The organism is Pseudomonas sp. LFS044, from assembly GCF_047978245.1.
GTDB lineage: Bacteria > Pseudomonadota > Gammaproteobacteria > Pseudomonadales > Pseudomonadaceae > Aquipseudomonas.
The window spans coordinates 48,561-66,761 of sequence record NZ_JBFPFX010000002.1 but is presented as its reverse complement, the minus strand read 5'-3'; the positions used below and the strand labels follow the sequence as shown (position 1 = coordinate 66,761).

The 18,201-nt window shown below is 65.0% G+C and carries 15 protein-coding genes and 1 tRNA gene; 10 read left to right on the top strand and 6 right to left on the bottom strand.

Features of this window, described 5'->3' with window-relative positions; all coding sequences use genetic code 11:
* The first annotated feature begins 199 nt into the window (after positions 1–199).
* Positions 200–1,357: an HPP family protein gene (locus tag ACNQPL_RS01835; RefSeq protein ID WP_346615471.1), complete on the top strand. Its 1,158-nt coding sequence runs from the start codon at positions 200–202 to the stop codon at positions 1,355–1,357.
* Here the strand turns inward: ACNQPL_RS01835 and ACNQPL_RS01830 are convergent.
* The gene (locus tag ACNQPL_RS01830; RefSeq protein ID WP_346615472.1) at positions 1,331–2,197 is read right to left on the bottom strand and encodes a LysR family transcriptional regulator; all 867 of its coding nucleotides are present in this window, start codon (positions 2,195–2,197) and stop codon (positions 1,331–1,333) included. The genes ACNQPL_RS01835 and ACNQPL_RS01830 overlap by 27 nt on opposite strands.
* 180 nt (positions 2,198–2,377) lie before the next feature.
* Here ACNQPL_RS01830 and ACNQPL_RS01825 point away from each other — a divergent pair, with 180 nt between their 5' ends.
* A complete protein-coding gene (locus ACNQPL_RS01825; RefSeq protein WP_416465784.1) occupies positions 2,378–4,267 on the top strand; it encodes a propionyl-CoA synthetase in 1,890 nt (629 codons plus the stop codon).
* A 92-nt stretch (positions 4,268–4,359) separates the two neighbouring features.
* Here the strand turns inward: ACNQPL_RS01825 and zapE are convergent, their stop codons facing one another.
* Both zapE and ACNQPL_RS01815 read right to left on the bottom strand, forming a co-directional pair.
* Positions 4,360–5,445, bottom strand: coding sequence for a cell division protein ZapE (zapE, locus tag ACNQPL_RS01820; RefSeq protein WP_416465575.1), 1,086 nt, complete (start codon positions 5,443–5,445; stop codon positions 4,360–4,362).
* A 105-nt stretch (positions 5,446–5,550) separates the two neighbouring features.
* Positions 5,551–5,793, bottom strand: a complete 243-nt coding sequence (locus ACNQPL_RS01815) for a hypothetical protein (RefSeq protein WP_387531037.1) — start codon at positions 5,791–5,793, stop codon at positions 5,551–5,553.
* Positions 5,794–6,061: 268 nt separating this feature from the next.
* On the opposite strand from ACNQPL_RS01815, the gene ACNQPL_RS01810 reads away from it, so the two are divergent.
* Positions 6,062–6,136: transfer RNA gene (locus ACNQPL_RS01810), tRNA-Gln, on the top strand.
* Positions 6,137–6,385: 249 nt separating this feature from the next.
* Here ACNQPL_RS01810 and ACNQPL_RS01805 read toward each other — a convergent pair.
* Genes ACNQPL_RS01805 through ACNQPL_RS01795 form a run of 3 tightly spaced genes read right to left on the bottom strand, consistent with a single transcriptional unit; the run spans position 6,386 to position 11,535 of the window.
* Entirely contained in the window at positions 6,386–8,773 is a 2,388-nt protein-coding gene (locus tag ACNQPL_RS01805) for a response regulator (RefSeq protein ID WP_346615476.1), read from the bottom strand.
* Positions 8,774–8,787: 14 nt separating this feature from the next.
* Positions 8,788–9,249 (bottom strand): response regulator, encoded by a 462-nt coding sequence (locus ACNQPL_RS01800; protein WP_416465572.1) that lies wholly within the window; start codon positions 9,247–9,249, stop codon positions 8,788–8,790.
* 15 nt (positions 9,250–9,264) lie between these two features.
* Positions 9,265–11,535 carry an ATP-binding protein gene (locus ACNQPL_RS01795; protein WP_416465570.1) on the bottom strand — a complete coding sequence of 757 codons (2,271 nt, stop codon included), beginning with the start codon at positions 11,533–11,535 and terminating at the stop codon, positions 9,265–9,267.
* Positions 11,536–11,800: 265 nt separating this feature from the next.
* Here ACNQPL_RS01795 and ACNQPL_RS01790 point away from each other — a divergent pair, with 265 nt between their 5' ends.
* From ACNQPL_RS01790 to ACNQPL_RS01760, 7 genes are read left to right on the top strand one after another with little or no spacing between them, the layout of a single operon-like run.
* Positions 11,801–12,343, top strand: a complete 543-nt coding sequence (locus ACNQPL_RS01790; RefSeq protein ID WP_346615479.1) for a spore coat U domain-containing protein — start codon at positions 11,801–11,803, stop codon at positions 12,341–12,343.
* 30 nt (positions 12,344–12,373) lie between these two features.
* The gene (locus ACNQPL_RS01785) at positions 12,374–12,910 is read left to right on the top strand and encodes a spore coat U domain-containing protein (RefSeq protein ID WP_346615480.1); all 537 of its coding nucleotides are present in this window, start codon (positions 12,374–12,376) and stop codon (positions 12,908–12,910) included.
* A gap of 19 nt (positions 12,911–12,929) precedes the next feature.
* Complete coding sequence (locus tag ACNQPL_RS01780) at positions 12,930–13,463, top strand: spore coat U domain-containing protein (RefSeq protein ID WP_346615481.1); 534 nt, start codon at positions 12,930–12,932, stop codon at positions 13,461–13,463.
* A 9-nt stretch (positions 13,464–13,472) separates the two neighbouring features.
* Positions 13,473–13,976, top strand: coding sequence for a spore coat U domain-containing protein (locus ACNQPL_RS01775; protein ID WP_416465567.1), 504 nt, complete (start codon positions 13,473–13,475; stop codon positions 13,974–13,976).
* A gap of 38 nt (positions 13,977–14,014) precedes the next feature.
* Positions 14,015–14,791, top strand: a complete 777-nt coding sequence (locus tag ACNQPL_RS01770; RefSeq protein WP_346615483.1) for a molecular chaperone — start codon at positions 14,015–14,017, stop codon at positions 14,789–14,791.
* Between the two features lie 60 nt (positions 14,792–14,851).
* The gene (locus tag ACNQPL_RS01765) at positions 14,852–17,197 is read left to right on the top strand and encodes a fimbria/pilus outer membrane usher protein (RefSeq protein WP_416465565.1); all 2,346 of its coding nucleotides are present in this window, start codon (positions 14,852–14,854) and stop codon (positions 17,195–17,197) included.
* Entirely contained in the window at positions 17,194–18,165 is a 972-nt protein-coding gene (locus ACNQPL_RS01760) for a spore coat U domain-containing protein (RefSeq protein WP_416465563.1), read from the top strand. The genes ACNQPL_RS01765 and ACNQPL_RS01760 overlap by 4 nt, the downstream gene beginning before the upstream one ends.
* Positions 18,166–18,201: the final 36 nt, after the last annotated feature.

Genomic DNA, 18,201 nt, shown 5'->3' with positions numbered 1-18,201 from the left:
AGCGTGCGTATCAGCACTGCAAAAAAATTGCAGTGCAGCCGCATTTATTTGAATTGGCCCAAACCTACCGCCTACCGGCACAATCCCCCTCACGAAACCCTGCGGTTTCCATCTCTCCACGGACGGAGCCCCCTAAGGGCCCAGGCCAATCCGGCTGGGCTTTCTTTTTAATCAAAAAAACACGAACACGATCATTCCAATGTCTGCCTTGCGTTCCGAAAGTCGTCTGCAGCGGCTGTTGCCGGCGCCCCTGAATATCCCCCCCAAACAATGGTTGCGTGCTGGCCTCGGCGCACTGCTTGGCCTGTTCCTCGCCGGTTGGTTGACCAGCATGGTCTATGGCCCCGGCATTGCCCTGCACCTGCTGGGTCCGCTGGCGGCATCGGCGGTGCTGGTGTTCGCCGTGCATTCCGGGCCGCTGGCTCAGCCGTGGCCGGTATTGGGCAGCTATGCCCTGGCCGGCGCTGTGGGCCTGGCCATGCGCGAGGGCTTCGGCCCGCAGCTGTGGGTCGCCGCCGCGGCGCTGGGCATTTCGATCCTGGTGATGTGCCTGTTGCGCTGCCTGCATCCGCCGGGTGGCGGCGTGGCGGTGAGCGCTGTGCTGGCCGACTCGGGGCTCACGGCGCTGGGCGACCACCTGCTTGAGCCAGTGCTGCTCAACGCGTTGATCCTGGTGGCGGTGGCAGTCGTGTACAACCGCCTGACCGGTGTGCGTTACCCCAAGGGCGCGGCGCCGCGCAAAGACCTGCATCACACCCATGACCCGTTGCCCAGCGAGCGGGTCGGGGTGAGTGGTGCAGACCTGGACCAGGCATTGGAAGAGATCGGCGAGTACGTGGACGTCACCCGCGACGAACTGGAGCGCATCATCCTGGCTACCGAGCAGCACGCCTTGCAGCGCAGCCTGGGTGGCATCACCGCAGCCTCGGTGATGTCCCGCGATGTGCAGTTCGCCGCGCCGGACACCACCCTGGAACAAGCCTGGAAGATGCTCACTAGCCATCACCTGAAAACCTTGCCAGTGCTGCAAGCGGGCAAGCTGGTGGGCATCGTCAGCCTCAGCGACCTGGTTGGCCCGGCCATGCAGCGTGGCCAGTTCAGCTGGCGGCAGCTGTTCGGGCGCAAGGCAGTGCGCATGGAGCAGGTGATGAGCCGGCGTGTGGTCAGTGTCGGCAGCCAGCATCCGCTGGAGCGCTTGCTGCCGCTGCTGTGCGAACAAGGCCTGCACTGCCTGCCGGTACTCGATGGCGAGCAGCTGGTTGGCGTGATCACCCAGACCGACCTGATTGCCGGCCTCAAGCGCCAGTTGCTCAGCGATGCCGGGCGCGTTTCAGATCAGCGGGTCCCAGCGTTGTGACCAATCGCTGGCGCCGGCAGCCACCTGCCGGCGCAGCACCGCGAAGGCTTGTTGCAAGGCCTCGCTGTCACGCTCGCGCGGGTACACCATGAACGTCGGGTAGGTGAACTCCGGCGCTTGCGGTACCCGCTCGAACACGCCGTTGTCCAGGTACGCCTGCACAACGCGGGTACGGAAATAACCGCTGCCGCCCTGGTCGAGGATGAACTGCAAGGCCAGCGGCCCGAGGTTGAAACTGAGCGCCGGGCGCGCGCAGTCGGGCAGGGCAGCATCGTGCTGGCGGCGGAACGCCTCGCCCCAGTCGATGTAGATATACGGTTCGGGCTGATCGACCCGGCGTATGCGGATCAACTTCTCTTCCATCAACTGCTCCACCTGCAGGCCCGGGCCGTAGGTTGGCTGGTACACCAGCGCGGCGTCCAGCAGGCCCATCTGCACCTTGCGCAGCAGCGATTCACCGTCGCTCACCTCGCTGCGGATGGCGTGGCTGGGTAGCTCGCGGTGCAGGGCGCTGACCCAGTCGAGCAGCATCGGGTTGCCCAGGCTTACCTCGGCGCCCACGTGCAGCACCTGCTGGCAGCCTTGAGGCAGCGGCAGGTCGCGGCGCGCCGCCTCCCATGTTTGTACCAGCTGGTTGGCATAGCTGACGAAGGCTTCACCGTCGCTGGTCAGGCTGGCGCCGTTGCGGCTGCGCACGAACAGCTGGCAGCCGAGCTGTTGCTCGAGGCGTTGCACGCGAGCGGTGATGGCCGTCTGCGACACGAACAGGCGCTCTGCGGCGGCGACCAGGCTGCCGCAACGCACGATTTCCAGAAAGGTTCGGGCCTGCTCGATATCCATGGGCTGCTCTGTGGCTTGAAGGGGCGCCTATTCTACGGCCTTTGCACTGTTATGGGGCGGCTGCGCGCTCCCTGCAAATGTGCATATGCGTTGTGACTTTAGTCCCATGGCGGGCCCGGCGTGGCGGTCCATACTCAGTATTCGCCCTTCAATAACAACAAGTACCGGGTTGCCATCAACATGACTTACCAGCACAGCTACGCCCACTCCATTGCCGACCCTGCCGCCTTCTGGGCCGAGCAGGCCGATCACCTGGCCTGGTACCGCAAACCTTCCCTGACCCTGCAGGAAAACCCCGACGGCACCCACCAATGGTTTGCCGATGGCCGCCTGAACAGTTGCTACCTGGCCCTTGATCGGCAGATCGAGCTGGGCCGTGGCGAGCAGGCGGCTTTGCTCTACGACTCGCCGGTAACCGGCGTGCAGCAGGCGTTCACCTTTTACCAGCTGCGGGACGAAGTGGCGCGCCTGGCCGGCCTGCTGCGCCAATTGGGGGTAGGCAAAGGGGATGGGGTAATCATCTACATGCCGATGGTGCCCCAGGCCGCCATGGCCATGCTTGCCTGTGCGCGAATCGGTGCGGTGCACTCGGTGGTGTTTGGCGGTTTCGCTGCCAATGAACTGGCCCTGCGTATCGACGATGCGCGGCCAGCGCTGCTGCTGACGGCATCCTGTGGCCTGGAGTTCGACCGGGTGATCGAGTACAAGCCGCTGGTCGATCGCGCCCTGCAACTGGCTCGCCACCAGCCGCGGCATGTGTTGGTGCTGCAGCGGCCCCAGGCCCGCGCCCCGTTGCAGCCCGGCCGCGACCTCGACTGGCAGGAGGCGCTGGCGGGTGCCGAGCCGGTGCCCCCCGTGGAGCTGGCTGCCGCTGACCCGCTGTACATCATGTATACCTCCGGCACCACGGGCAAACCCAAGGGTATCGTCCGTGAAAACGGTGGCAACGCGGTGGCGCTCTGTTATGCCATGCGCCACATCTATGGCATGCAGGCCGGCGATGTGTGGTGGGGTATATCTGATGTCGGCTGGGTGGTGGGCCATTCGTTGATCGTCTACGGGCCGTTGATGAGCGGCTGCACCACGGTGTTCTATGAAGGCAAACCGATCCGCACGCCGGATGCTTCGGCCTACTGGCGAGTGGTTGGACAATACAAGGTCAACGCGTTGTTCTGCGCACCGACCGCCATGCGCGCCATCCGCAAGGAAGACCCGGACGGCGAACTGATCCGTAACCATGACCTCAGCTCGTTGCGCCAGTTGTTCCTGGCCGGGGAGAAACTCGACTCCAGCACCCATGAATGGCTGGAGCGGGTCACTGGCAAACCGGTACACGACCACTGGTGGCAGACCGAAACCGGCTGGCCGGTCACCGCGCCTTGCGTGGGCCTGGACGGCAGCGCGGCGCGGCCGGGGTCGAGCAACCGTGCGGTGCCGGGTTACCACGTGCGCGTGCTGGATGACGACGGGCACTTGCTGGGCCCGAACCACCAAGGCGCCATTGTCATCGCACTGCCGCTGCCGCCCGGGTGCAGCCAGACCTTGTGGGGCGACCACGAACGTTACCTGCAAGCGTATCTGCGCACCTACCCCGGTTACTACCATACGGGCGATGGCGGCTACCTGGATGACGAAGGTTTCGTCTACATCATGGGCCGTACCGATGATGTGATAAACGTGTCGGGTCATCGCCTGTCCACGGGCGAGATGGAGGACCTGGTGGCGCGCCACCCTGCAGTGGCCGAGTGCGCGGTAATTGGTGTGCATGACGAGATCAAGGGGCAGGTGCCGCTGGCGCTGGTGGTGCTCAAGGATGGTGAGGGCATCAGCGAGGGGCAGCTGCTGGTCGAACTGGTGGGCAGGGTGCGCGAGGAGATAGGTGCGCTGGCGTGTTTCAACCGTGTGCGGTTGGTGAAGCGCCTGCCCAAAACCCGTTCCGGGAAGATCTTGCGCGCGGTGCTGCGCAAGATCGCCGATGGGCAGGCGTATATGCCGCCATCGACGCTGGATGATCCGGCGGTGCTGGGGGAGATCGAGGCGGTGCTGGCGGATTTGCCTCGGGCGGGTTGATGGGTGGCCTTGCTGGCCTCTTCGCGGGCAAGCCCGCTCCTACAGGGGCGGCGCAGCCTTTGCGGGGCGGGCTCGCCCGCGATGGGGCTTGTTCAGCCAGCGGAGCTGTCAGGCCCAACCTGATGCAACTGCCCCAAGCGGCTACGCGTACGCATCAGGTCGGCAATCGCCCCACCCAGGCTGTCCTCCAGCGGCCGACGCCCGATCACCGTCACCTGCCGGTCCTGGTCATACAGCACATCCACCAGGTTGACGAAGCGCTGCTGCGCCGCCAGTGAGCATTCCGACAGGTCATCCAGCCCATCGATGATCCATGCGTCGTACTGCCCGGCAAGCACCAGGTAGTCAATAACCGCGGTGGGCTGTTCGCACAGGTCGTCGAACGCGAACATCACCTGCCGGCCGTCACTGCTCAGCGCACGCACGTTGCGTTTGTTCACTTCCAGCATGATCGGCTGAGGGTTCGGCACATTCAGCGCCTGGCGCTGCGCCGCATCGCCCGGCCAGGCATAGTGCCCCTGGGTAAACCGCTGGTGCTCACGGTTGGCCGGCAAACTGCGAAAATCCGTGTCACCACCCACCTCTAGCACCTCCATGCGCCCCTCGATCAGGCGAATCACCGGCAGGAAGCGTTCGTGGTACAGCGGGTTGGGCAGCAGCCCCGCTGGCGCGTAGTTGGAGGTCACCAGCAGGAAGATGCCGCGTGCGAACAAGGCGTTGAACAGGCGGGTGAGCAGCATGGCATCACCGATGTCATGCACATGGAACTCATCGAAGCACAGCACCTGGCAGTCGCCCAGCAGCTCATCCAGGGTCGAGCCCAACGCATCGTCCAGCAGCCGGTGGCGGTGCATGCCCTGGTGCAGGCGGGCGAAGAAATCATGAAAGTGCAGGCGGCGTTTGGCGTCGACGGGTACGGCCTGGAAAAAACCGTCGAGCAGCCAGCTTTTGCCGCGGCCCACCGAGCCGTACAGGTACAGGCTGCGCGGCTCGCCACCTGGCAAACGCGCAAGCTGCTCGGCCATGCTGTGAATGACCCGCCGCTGGCCATCGCTGAGCTGATAGCCGCGGCTGCGTGCTTTATCTTCAAACCACGCAAGCAGTTCACTCTGGGCGGGTGAAGCGGTGCGCAGGCGTTGGCCGAGCTGGCGTAGCGGTGAAGGGATCCAGGCAGACAAAAGCGAAGCTCCTCGGGCGAAGGAATGGCAGGCTGCAGCTTGCCCGAGCTCTGCGGGTTTGACTAATGGAAAAAATGCAGCGTATCTATCGCCTGGCCAGATACGTCATGCCTTGCGCTCCAGCTGGCGCTCGATCATGTATTTGACGGTCAGGCGGCGTTCCTTGAGTTGGCGCAGGTCGTCATCCTGGAAGTTGCCCGCCGAAATCGATTCGGCAGCCAGCACTTGGTTGTCGATGTCGATGTACTCGTCGAGCAGGCGGTCGAGGGTCTTGTCCTGCTGGCGCCGCTGCTGGACGATTTCGCGGGGGTAGTGCAGGTCCTGGTAAAGGTCGTGGGAAACAGGCATGGCGTCCTCCTTGGTCAATGCAGATTGCTTATCTGATTGGAAGGGCGGAATGCGATTGTGTTAAAGCGAAGCGGCGGAAAACCGACGGGTGGTCGCCCAGCACTACGCTTTACCGCCTCCAAACACTAACTTGCTGTTTTAAAGCATTTTTTTGCTTCAGGGGGTTCACAGGTCGAAAGATTGTTGTTAAAGTGCCGCGCATTCCAAGACAACAACCCAGTTGTCACTCAGTTGGAATGGTCAGAGCAGCTAACGCTGCATCCGATACAGGGGCGTCGCCAAGCGGTAAGGCAGCAGGTTTTGATCCTGCCATGCGTTGGTTCGAATCCAGCCGCCCCTGCCATTTTTCAAATACGTATTTCAACCCGGTGCAGATTATCTCGGCGCTGGGTTTTGTCGTTTCCGTCGTTTGCGCTGGCCGCTTCGCGAATCAACCCGCTCTCATTGAACCAACGCTAACTTACTGATTTGGCGGGGATCCTGTAGGGGCGGCGCTCCCACAGGGCCAGCGTCGCCCTCAAGCGCAGCGCTGTCCCTGTAGGAGCGGGTTTACCCGCGAAGGGCCGGTGAGGGCAACATCAATTACCTGGGATTACCTGGCGACCCTTAACAGCTCATCCAGCACCCGCGCCAGCTCTTCAGCCTGCACCGGCTTCTGCATCACAAGGCTGTCGGGCAACTCCAGCCCCTGCAACTCCGCATACCCGGTCAAGAACACCACCGGCAATAGCGGATGCCGTTCGCGTGCTGCGTGGGCCAACTGGGCGCCGTTGAATTCGGGCATGGCAAAGTCGGTCAGCAACAGGTCGATCTCTTCGTCCAGCAAGGCCAGCGCCTGTTCGCCGTTGTGCGCCTGGCGCACCTGGTAACCGTACTGGCGCAGCACATCGCCGAGCATGTCGCGCACCAGGTGGTCGTCATCCACCAGCAGCACCGTACGGTCGCGGCCGCTGTCGCTGGCCGACTGCAAGGCAGCCGGTATCACAGGTTCAGCCGCCACCTCGTGCTTCACCGCCGGCAGGTAAACGGCCACCTGGGTGCCATGCCCCGGCTCGGTATCGATACGCACGCCGCCACCGGACTGCTTGGCAAAGCCGAACACCTGGGCCAACCCCAGCCCCGAGCCTTTGCCGATGTCCTTGGTGGTGAAGAACGGTTCGAACACCTTGGCCACCACTTCCTCGCTCATGCCGCAGCCGGTGTCGCGGATGCTCAGCATCACGTACTCGCCCGGTTCGGGGTCTTCCGGGCGTTGCGGGCGTGCGTCGATCCGCGTGTTGCGGGTCGCGAGGGTCAGTTGGCCACCTTCGGGCATGGCGTCACGCGCATTGATCGCCAGGTTGAGGATGATCATTTCGGTCTGGGTCGGGTCGGTCAGCGCTTGCCACAGGCTGTGGTCCAGGTCCAGGCGGACCGACACGTTGCCGCCCAGGGTGCGGCGCAGCAATTCCTCCAGGCCGCTCAACGTGCGGTTGAGGTTGAGCGGCACCGGCTCCAGGCGCTGACGGCGAGAAAAGGCCAACAGTTGCGACGTCAGTTTTGCGCCCCGCTCACCGGCTTCGCGAATGTGCGTAAGGCGCGTGCGGGCTTTGGCCAGGTCATTCTTGCCCAGGTCCCGCTCAAGAAAGCTGGCGCCGGTGAGGATGACCGTGAGCAGGTTGTTGAAGTCGTGGGCGACGCCGGCCGTCAGCTGCCCGACCGCTTCCAGCCGCTGCATCTGCTGCAGTGCCGCCTCGATGCGCTCGCGCTCGGTGATCTGCTCGCGCAGGCGGTGGTTGGCTTCGGCCAGGCCCAGGGACGCTTCGCGCTCGCTGGTAATGTCGCGCGCGACCACATAAAGCAGCGTGTCTTCCGGCACCACCACCCAGGACAGCCAGCGCAGCTGGCCACCGGCATGCTGGATGCGGCCGACGAAGCGGGCACTGGTGCGGCCATGGGCGAGGGCGGCCAGCTCGGTCAGCAGCGACTCCTGGTCGGCTTCGGGCAGCAGGTGCAACAGCGAGGTCTGGCTCAGGCGCTCCCGCGAAAAACCCAGGCTGGCTTCCCAGGCAGGGTTCAAGGCCACCGGGGTCAGGTCCTTGTTGAGCACCGCCAGCAAGTCCTGGGACAGCTCCCAGGCGCGGTCACGCTCGCGGGTGCGGCGCTCGACCCGTTCGCCGAGCATTTCGTTGAGCTGCTTGAGTGCCTGGGTGGCCAGGCGTTGCGTGTGGATGTCCTGCAGCACGCCAGAAAAGCGCGTGCACTGGCCATCGACAAACTGGCTCTGGCCGCTGCTGAGCAGCCAGCGCGGTTCCATGCCATTGGGCTGGGCGATGCGGAACTCGACCCGGTACAAGCCGTCGCTGTCCGGGCGCATGGCGTGTTGCACCGCCTCGCGCACCCGCGGCACGTCGTCGGGGTAAATGCCGGCGTAGAACACATCCAGGGTCATTTCGGTGTCGACCGGCAGGCCGAACAGGGTTTTGCAGCGGTCGTCCCAGACCAGCAGATCCTCATGCGGCCGGAAGTCCCAGGTGCCCATGCCGGCGGCATCGATGGCAATGCGTGCGCGTGCCTCGACATCCGCCAGCGCTTCCTCGGCACGGCGCCTGCGCTGGCGCTCGTGTACTTCAGTGAGCGCCCGGCGCACGGCCTTGGGCAGCAGGGGCAGGTTTTTCTTCAGCACATAGTCGGTGGCACCCAGGCGGATCATCTCCACCGCATGCTCTTCACCGTAGATGCCGGACAGGTAGATGAACGGCGTGTCGGGCGCCAGGCGCTGGGCGATGGCCAGCACTTCGGTGCCGGACGAGCCGGGCAGCACGCAGTCGCAGAGGATCAGGTCATAGCTGGTTTCGCGCAGGGCGTGCTCGGCGGCGATGTGGTCGAACACCAGCCGCGATTGCACCAGCAACCCGCTGCGCTCAAGGCTCAGCAGGGTCAGCTCGGCGTCCATCGAGCTGTCTTCGACCATCAGTAGTTTGAGCGGCGTTGGCTGCATCTTCGCGGCGGGCCTCAGTTGCTGCCACGCCGGTTCAGGCGCAGGGAGCCGGGTGGGGGTTCGTTGAGCACCGCCCAGAATATGCCAAGGTCGGAGATCGCCGCGACGAACTCCTTGAACTCCACGGGCTTGACCACGTAGGCGTTGACCCCCAGCTCATAGGCGCGCAGCAGGTCGGGCTCCTCGCGCGAGGAGGTCAGCATCACCGTCGGGATGCTCCGTAGCTCGGCCGTGGTGCGTACTTCCTTGAGCACTTCCAGGCCATCGACCTTGGGCAGCTTCAGGTCCAGCAGCAAGACCGCTGGGTTGCCGTCGTCGCGGCCGGCATAGGCATTGCGGCGCAGCAGGTAGTCGAGGGCGTCGGCGCCGTCGCGCAAAACGATGACCTCATTGGCCAACTGGCTGCGTTCCAGGGCCAGGAGGGTAAGCTCCAGGTCCCTGGGGTTGTCTTCGACCAGCAGGATAGGTTTGAGCATGATCTTTCGGGTGCCTCAGGTGTTCTCTGGATGACGGGGTAGGGTGAAATGGAAACTGGCGCCTTGGTCGACCTGGCCTTCGGCCCACACCCGGCCGTCGTGGCGCTCGATGATCCGGCGCACGCTGGCCAGGCCGATCCCGGTGCCCTCGAAGTCTTCCATGCGGTGCAGACGCTGGAACACGCCAAACAGCTTGTTGGCGTAGGCCATGTCGAAACCGACACCATTATCGCGAATATAGACCTCGGTTTCATCGGCGTGTTGCCGCGCGCCGATCTCGATGCGCGCCGGCTCACGGCCACGGGTGTATTTGATGGCGTTGGCCACCAGGTTGTGCAGCGCCAGGTTGATGAAGGCCGGGTCGGCGATCACCTTGGGCAGCGGCGCGACCTCCCAGACGATCTCGCGGCCCTCATAGTCCGGTGCCAGCTCCTGGCGGATGGCCTCGACCAGGGCATTGAGGTCGACATCCGACAGGCGCAGCGCCGAACGGCCCATCTGCGAGAAGTTGAGCAGGTTTTCCACCAGGCTACCGGCGAACTGCGCGGCTTCGGAGATGTGCGTGAGGAAGCGCCGGCCCCGTTCGCTCAGGCCTTGGCCTTCGATTTCACCGAGCAGTTCGGTGTAGCCGGCGATATGCCGCAACGGCGCGCGCAGGTCGTGGGACACGCTGTAGGAAAACGCTTCGAGCTCCTTGTTCGAGCGGCGCAGTTCGTTGGCCAGTTGCGCCAGCTCTTCGGCCTTGCGCAGTACGATACCGAGCACGGCAGTGCGTAGCTCCACCACACCCTCGAGGGTTAGCGGATCCCAGGGTTCGCAGTAGCCGCTGAGCTGTTCCTGCCAATGCTCGAAGCTGTGCCGCGGGTTGAGCGCGCCCTGCGGGCTGAGCTGCTTTTCGGGGCGGCCGGCCCAGTTGACCGTGCGCACCTGCTCGGGGCGGAACCACAGCAGGTAGTGGGAATGGATCTGCGAAATGGCCACCGCCAGCACGCCACCGGCATGCTCGGCCAGTTCCGGCAACTCGTCGATGTCCCGGCACACATTGTCGCTATGGAACACCGTTTCGCCATCGCGCTGGCCCAGCCAGTGCACCAGGGCGTTTACCTGGGCTTCAGGGGGCGTCTGGCCGAACAGGTCACAACGCTCGGCGGAAATCACCGCCGCGCCGCTGGCCCCGGCGAACGCCAACAGTACCTCGGGCAACGCCCGCAGGCCGTCGCTGACGCTGTCATGGTCAGCCATGGAGGAGATCATCCGCACGATGTGCTGGCGCAGGTCGAGCAGTTTTCGCGTATTGGCATGGGACTCGCGCGACTCGATCTGCAACGACAACACGCTGGCCAGCAGCTCGCAGGCGGTGCGGGTGCGCAGGTCGACCGGGCGGGGCTGTTGGTGGTGGCACGAGACCAGCCCCCACAGCTGGCCATCGACCACGATCGACAGTGACATCGAGGCCAGGGTGCCCATGTTGCGCATGTACTGCAGGTGCACCGGCGAAACACTGCGCAATGCGGCGAACGTCATGTCCAGCGGCTTGCCGGTGCGCGGGTTGGCGGCCGGTACCAGCGGTGAGGGCTGGTAGTCGGCATCCTCGATCACGCGGATGCGGTTTACCCGGTACAGCTCGCGGGCCTGGCGGGGGATGTCGGACGCAGGGAAGCACAGGCCGAGATACTGTGGGTAGCCGTCGTCAGCCACTTCGGCCAGCACCTCGCCGTTGCCTTCGGCATCGAAGCGGTAGGCTTTGACCCGGCCAAAGCCGGTGATGCGCTTGATCTGCAGGACGGTCTGCTGCAGCAGCTCTTGTAGGTTGCTCGCGTTGTTCAGGCTGCTGACGAAGCCGCGCACCAGCGGGTAGTAGTCACCCTGGTCGTTGATGCCAGCGGCCTGGCGCAAGGGTTCGAACTCGGCGATCAGCACCTGGTCATGGCGGTGGGCGAGCAGGCGCAGCTTGCCGGTATCGAGCGCGCCATGGCGCAGGCCTACATCGCCGATGTGGAACGGGAACACATCGTCGTTGGGCAGGCGCTCAAGGTGGGTACGCAGGTCGAAATTCTCGCTGACCACGTCGGCGAAGGCACAACCCACCAGCGCCTGGGCGGGCACGCCCAGCCAGCGCTCGACATTTTCGCTGGCCTGGAGGATGCGCATGTCCTGGTCGTCGAGCACCAGCATGAAACCGTGGGGCTGGATGCTGCCGGGTACCTGGATCGGTTCCTGGGCACAGCGTTCCACGGCTTCGGCGAGTGCGATGTCTGCGGTCGTCAATGAATACGCTCCTGTCATGTTCGTCCATGCATGGCGCGCATGCGTGTGATGCCGACCGGTTGGTCGCTGTGCACCGTACCAGAATGCGCACGGCTTTGCCGGCCTATGGCCATTGGAGGCATTGAACGTGCGTGGGTTCGGTGTGCTTGAGAAAAATCTTGAGGGTTGTTGCTTCAGCCCGTTAAGCCTTTGTTATTACTCCCAAAGAATGGCGCCTGGCGAGCACGCCTGCGCCCCCGGCTGCTACGCTCAAAATCAGAACACATGTAACAAGGAACGTGAAGTGACGGAACGCTTTCTGGCCGGGCTGTTGGGCCTGTGGTTGAGCGGCAGTTTGTTGAGCAGCAGTGCCGTAGCGGCGGACTTCCTCGTCGAGGTGCGGGTCCAGGTGCAGCGGGGCTGCATGCTGATCAATCAGCAGCGCGATGCGGGCGCACAGGCCCTGGGTCGTATCGACCTGGGCGCTGCCGCACGTCTGGATGGCCCTGGCGCCCCGCTGAGTGGCGTGCTGCTGAACCAGCGCCCGCCACGGCTGGAATGCAACCCCGACACGCACTACCAGGTGCGCGTTGATGGCGGCCAGCACGGCGGCGCCGGTGAGCTGCGCTTTCTGGCCAGTGAAGACACCCAGGCCCGGCCCATTCCTTACCGCCTGTACCGCGACGCCGCCTGGCGCGAGCCGGTGGCCGTGGGCGAACCGCACGCCGCACGCGTGCCCGACAGCGGCACGGTCGAACTCCCGCTCTACGCCCGCATCGACAAGCTGGCCTGGGTACCGCGTGCGGGCCAGTACGCCGACCTGCTCAAAGTCACGGTCACCTGGTAGCGAGGCCACCATGCACAAGGACGTCACGCCATGAACCGCACTTCGATCCTGCTGCTCAGCCTTGGCCCTCTGCTGTTGCCTGCTGGCACCGCCCATGGCACCACGACCGGCTTCATCCAGGCGCGCCTGGTAATCAGCGCTGCCTGCCAGATCAGCAGCGGCGACCAGCCGCCCGCGACCCTCGGTAACCCCGGGTTGATGGACTTTGGCGAGCGCGGCCCGAACTGGGACCAGCCGCTGCGCAGCCGAGTGGACGAAGCGGGCGGCGAGGGCAGTTTGCAGATCAGCTGCACGCCACAGGTCAGGGCCTTCAACGTGCGCATCAATGGCGGCCTCAATGGCAACGACGGTGTGCGCAGGCTGAGCAACGGCCGCGAACTGATCCCTTACCAACTGGCGGTCGACCCGGGCGGCAACAGCCGTTACGGCATCGGCCAGGCCCGCGCCTTCACCATCAGCAGTACCGAGCAAGTCCCGATTCCGATTTACGGCGTGGTGGTGGCGCAGCCGCGCGCACTGCCGGCCGGGCTGTACCGCGACACCCTGAGAGTGACCCTGGACTGGTAAACAACGCAAGGAGACTCCGATGCGAACGAACCTCACCCACTGCATCCTCGCTGGCCTTGGCCTGGCGTTGGCATCCCACGCCCAGGCCGCCACGGTGACCGGGACCATCAGCTCGACCCTGACGCTGATATCGGCCTGCCAGGTCAATGGCACCACAGGTACCTCGGGGCTGAACTTCGGTACCCTCAGTTTCGGCACCCAGGAGGCGCTGTTCACCACGGCCAACGGCCAGGTGCTGGGCGGTGGCGGCGGCGCCATGAGCATCCTCTGCTCGGCCGGCACGGTGCCAGCGATCCGCGTGCGCGCGGGCGCCCATGATGGCGCATCGAGCGGTGGCACCCGGGCGCTGGCCGACGGCGCCGGCAACTTCGTACCGTACGACTTCTATACCGACACCGGGCGTACCCAACTGCTGGCCATCGACGGCACCATCACCCTGCCGACCAGCACCGGCGTGGCCCAGACCGTCAACCTCTACGGCCAGGCACGCGGCAAGGCCGGCCTGCCGGCCGGGGTCTACACCGACACGGTGGCTGTCGAGCTGTCGTTCTGAGCCGCGGCCATGCGCCGTTGGCTTGGCGGCTGTGTCACGGGGGTTGGGCTGTTGCTGGCAACGCCAGGGAACGCCGCGACCAGCAGCACGTTCCAGGTTTCGGCGACGATCACCGCAGGTTGCTTGGTGGTGGGCGGTGTCACCAGCTATGGCGTGCTCAATTACGGCACGCAATCGGCGCTGTCGACCGGCATTCTCAGTACCTCGTTGGGGGGTACCACCGTGACCTTCCAATGCACGCCGGGGGTCAGCCTGAGCATGAGCCTGGACGGCGGGCAGAACGCCGCCAGCGGCACGCGCTACCTCAAACGCAGCGGCGGCACCCAGGTGCTGGCCTATCAGCTTTATCAGGATGCGGGCTACAGCCAGAGCCTGGGCATCGGCCAGAGCGCGGTGGTGAGCTACAGCGACCCAACCGCGATCAAGCTGCCCGTCTATGGGCGTACCCAACTGACCGGGACGCTTCCCGCAGGCACCTATACCGATGTAGTGCAAGTGACGGTGACCTGGTGAGACAACCGGGCCCCAGACATTAGACCAAGGAGAGCGGCATGCGGGCAGGCGCGAAGTGGGCGCAGGGTTTGATCGGGTTATTGCTGCTGGCGAGCTTGCCAGCGGGGGCGGCGACTTCAGTGCTTATCTGGCCGATCGATCCGGTACTGGAAGCGGACCAGAAGGCCGGTGCGCTGTGGCTGGAAAACCGCGGCACGGCCCCGGCCAGCCTGCAGGTGCGGGTGTTCGCCTGGCGCCAGGGTAATTATGAAGAACAATTCCAGGCGCAGCGCGAGATCATCGGCAGCCCGCCGGTGGCCACCATCGCCCCGGGGCAGAAGCAATTGATCCGCCTGACCCGCACCGGCAGCTCGCCGGCCGGCCAGGAGCAAGCCTACCGCATCATCATCGACGAAATCCCTTCGCCACTGCCAACGGACAACGCCAACCAGGGCGCCACGGCGGCGATTCGCCTGCAGATGCGTTATTCGGTGCCGCTGTTCGTCTACGGCGAAGGCCTGTGGGGCAAGCCGGACCCGGAAGGCAAACGCAGCGCCAGTGGCGTCGGCAAGCCGCAGTTGAGCTGGCGGCCGGTGACGGTGCAGGGCAAACCCTATGTCGAATTGCGCAACACCGGCCCGGTGCACGCGCGCCTCACGGACGTGGTGGTGCAGCAGGGTAGCCAGGCCAAACCCTTGGCCGAAGGCCTGCTCGGCTATGTGCTGCCCGGCGCCAGCATGCGCTGGCCAGCGCCGGTGGTACCCAACAGCAGTGGCGTACTGAAAGGGAGGGTGAACGGCCAGGAGGCTGCCGAAGCGATCCGCCAGGGGCAATGAGCCCGAAACTGATTGATGTTCTGGGGCCAGGGAGGACCCGGCAATGGTCGGAATCCGTGTGTGAAATGGCTGTCGCGGGCAACGCGCCGCTGGTACCTGGGGTTGGCCGTATTGGGCCCCAGCCTGGCTGTGGCCGACGACCTGCCGCCGCCGCCCACCGAAGCCGCCGCCACCGCCGATGCGACGCTGTACCTCGACCTGTTGGTGAACCAGGTGCCCAGGGCTGAACTGGTGCCCGTCCAGCAACGGGCTGGCCGGCTGTTCCTCGACAGTGAAGTGCTGCGTGCGGCCGGCATCGCGCTGCCGGGTGCGCCGGAAGGTGAAGTGGCGCTGGACGGCGTGGCGGGCCTGCACACCGACTACGATAGCCAGAACCAGCGGCTGCTGCTGCAAGTACCGCCCGCGTGGCTGCCGGACCAGCAGGTAGGCGACCGCAACCTGTACCCGGCCAGCGATGCGCGCAGCAGTTTCGGCGCGCTGTTCAACTATGACCTGTACCTGAACGACACCGACGACGGCGGCACCTACCTGGCCGCCTGGAACGAGCTGCGCCTGTTCGACAGCTGGGGTACCTTCGCCACCACCGGCCAGTGGCGCCAGTCGTTCAACGGCGCGGTAACCGACGACAGCCGCCAGGGCTTCCTGCGTTATGACACCACCTGGCGCTTCACCGACGAGCAGCGCTTGCTGACCTACGAGGCCGGCGACTTCGTTACCGGTGCCTTGCCCTGGACCAGCTCGGTGCGTGTCGGCGGCCTGCAGCTGTCGCGGGATTTTGCCGCGCGCCCGGACCTGGTCACCTATCCCTTGCCGGCGTTCGCTGGCGAGGCGGCCGTGCCCACCTCGCTGGACCTGTTCATCAACGGCTACAAGTCCAGCACCACCGAGTTGCAACCTGGGCCTTACACGCTGACCAACGTGCCGTTCATCAACGGTGCGGGCGAGGCGGTGGTGGTGACCACCGACGCCCTGGGTCGGCAGGTGTCCACCACGTTGCCGTTCTATGTCACCAGCAGCCTGCTGCAAAAAGGTCTTTCTGACTTCACGGTGGCTGCCGGCAGCCTGCGCCGCGACTATGCCGTGCGCGATTTCAGCTACGGCCCCGGCGTGGCTTCGGCCAGCCTGCGCCATGGCGTCAGTGACTTCTTCACCCTGGAAAGCCACGTCGAAACCGCCGAGTCGCTGGTTCTCGGCGGCCTGGGCGGCAACATGCGTCTGGGCAATTTCGGTGTGCTCAACGCGGCCTTGGCGCAGAGCCAGTTCGACGGTGAAAAAGGCCATCAGGTCGCCCTCGGCTACCAGTACAACAGCCAGCGTATGGGCTTCAGTTACCAGCGCCTGCAACGCCATGGCGATTATGCCGACCTGAGCCGGGTAGACAGCCCCGACATGCAACTGAGCCAGCGCAGCGAGCAGGTCACCCTGAGCCTCAACCTTGACCGCTTCGGCAGCCTGGGTGCGGGTTACTTCGATGTACGGGCCGGTGACGGCACGCGCACACGGCTGATCAACCTGAGCTGGAGCAAGCCGCTGTGGGGCAACAGCAGCCTCTACCTGTCGGCCAACCGTGAGGTCGGCGACAGCCAGTGGGCGGTGCAGGCGCAATGGGTGATCCCCATCGACTTCAGCGGCACCCTGGCCCTGAGCATGGAGCGCAGCAAGGAAGGCGAAGACCTGCAGCGGGTCAACTACAGCCGTGCAGTGCCGGTGGGCGGCGGCGTGGGTTACAACCTGGGCTATGCCACCGGTGGCGACCGCGACGCCTACCGCCAGGCCGATGTCACCTGGCGCCTGCAGTCGGTACAGCTGCAGGCTGGCGTCTACGGCAACAGCGGCGAGATGACCCGCTGGGCCGACGCCAGCGGCTCGCTGGTGTGGATGGATGCCGGGGTGTTCGCCGCCAACCGCATCGATGATGCCTTCGTGGTGGTCAGCACCAATGGTTACGCCGATGTGCCGGTGCGCTACGAGAACCAGGAGATCGGCCGCACCGACAAAGGCGGCCATTTGCTGGTGCCGTACAGCAGTGGCTACTACCGCGGCAAATACGAAATCGACCCCATGGACCTGCCGCCCGACGTGCTCGCGCCCAATGTGGAGCAGCGGGTTGCGGTGCGCCGTGGCAGCGGCTACTTGCTGGAATTCCCACTCAAGCGTGTGCTGGCCGCGAGCCTCGAACTGGTGGACGGCAACCAGCAGCCGCTCAAGCTGGGCAGCACGGTCATCCACCAGCAAAGCGGGAGCCAGGCGGTGGTGGGCTGGGATGGGTTGGTGTACCTGGAGAACCTGTCGCCGCACAACCGCCTGCAGGTGCAGCTGGAAGGAGGAGGGCAGTGCCAGGTCGAATTCGATTTGCCGCAGGTGGAGGGCTCGATCCCCTTGATCGGCCCGCTGGTGTGCCGATGAACAGGGCGCGATGTCGCCTGTTGCTGGCCACGCTGCTGCTGCCGGCAAGCTCGGCCTGGGCATTGTGCTCGTCGCCGGCGACCGCGCCTGCAGCGTTCGGCACCGTCAACTCGACGCTGGTGCGCAACGCCGTGCAAAATGCCTCGACGACCAATGCCGGGCTGCAATGCACGGGCTCGCTGTTGTCACTGCTGGTAAACAGCGATCACTTCTACCTCACCATTACGTCTGCGGGAACCGGGCTGCGGGGGCCGACCGGGGATGTCATCCCGTATACGATCTACGCCAATAACACCACTAGCTACCCCATCGCCCGTGGCACGCAGTTCGACTTCGCCCGCAACGGTCTGATCGACGCGTTGGGGCTGCTCAATGGCAACTCGCCCAAAACCGTGCCGCTGTATCTGAAGACGGTGGTTGGCGCCAATGTCGCGGCGGGTGTGTACACCGAGACGCTGAACCTCGCCTGGGTGTGGGATTACTGTTCGGGCATCGGCCTGGGCAATATCTGCCTGGGGCGTGACAGAGGCTCAGGAAACCAGACCCTCACGGTGACCCTGACCGTCAGCAACGATTGCCAGATCACCACGCCCAACATCAACTTTGGCAGTGCCCCGGTGGTGGCGGGCTTTGGTACGGTGAGCCAGGGTATCAGCTTGTCGTGCACCAAGGGCAGCAGCTATACGGTGGGGCTGGATGACGGCCAGAATGCGGCTGGCGGGCGCCGGCGGATGAAATCTGCGGCCAACAACTACCTGGCTTATGACATCTTCAAGAGCGCAGGTGCCGTGCGCTGGGGTTCGCTGACGAGTGCGAGAAGGTCGAGCAGTGATGCCGATGTGAACCCAGGCGTGGGCACCGGGACCGGCAGCCAGGTATTCAACTACAACGCCAAGGTCTATACCGACCAGGCCACACCGCCGGCCACGACTTACACCGACAACGTGATTCTCGATGTGCAGTTTTGACTGTGTGCGCCTGGGCCGGCCCTTCGCGGGCAAGCC

Excerpts from the sequence above, each read along its gene's own strand:
- ACNQPL_RS01835 (WP_346615471.1), top strand. The coding sequence starts at position 200 with ATGTCTGCCTTGCGTTCCGAAAGTCGTCTGCAGCGGCTGTTGCCGGCG.
- ACNQPL_RS01830 (WP_346615472.1), bottom strand. The coding sequence starts at position 2,197 with ATGGATATCGAGCAGGCCCGAACCTTTCTGGAAATCGTGCGTTGCGGC.
- ACNQPL_RS01825 (WP_416465784.1), top strand. The coding sequence starts at position 2,378 with ATGACTTACCAGCACAGCTACGCCCACTCCATTGCCGACCCTGCCGCC.
- ACNQPL_RS01815 (WP_387531037.1), bottom strand. The coding sequence starts at position 5,793 with ATGCCTGTTTCCCACGACCTTTACCAGGACCTGCACTACCCCCGCGAA.
- ACNQPL_RS01805 (WP_346615476.1), bottom strand. The coding sequence starts at position 8,773 with ATGCAGCCAACGCCGCTCAAACTACTGATGGTCGAAGACAGCTCGATG.
- ACNQPL_RS01800 (WP_416465572.1), bottom strand. The coding sequence starts at position 9,249 with ATGCTCAAACCTATCCTGCTGGTCGAAGACAACCCCAGGGACCTGGAG.
- ACNQPL_RS01795 (WP_416465570.1), bottom strand. The coding sequence starts at position 11,535 with ATGACAGGAGCGTATTCATTGACGACCGCAGACATCGCACTCGCCGAA.
- ACNQPL_RS01785 (WP_346615480.1), top strand. The coding sequence starts at position 12,374 with ATGAACCGCACTTCGATCCTGCTGCTCAGCCTTGGCCCTCTGCTGTTG.
- ACNQPL_RS01780 (WP_346615481.1), top strand. The coding sequence starts at position 12,930 with ATGCGAACGAACCTCACCCACTGCATCCTCGCTGGCCTTGGCCTGGCG.
- ACNQPL_RS01775 (WP_416465567.1), top strand. The coding sequence starts at position 13,473 with ATGCGCCGTTGGCTTGGCGGCTGTGTCACGGGGGTTGGGCTGTTGCTG.
- ACNQPL_RS01770 (WP_346615483.1), top strand. The coding sequence starts at position 14,015 with ATGCGGGCAGGCGCGAAGTGGGCGCAGGGTTTGATCGGGTTATTGCTG.
- ACNQPL_RS01760 (WP_416465563.1), top strand. The coding sequence starts at position 17,194 with ATGAACAGGGCGCGATGTCGCCTGTTGCTGGCCACGCTGCTGCTGCCG.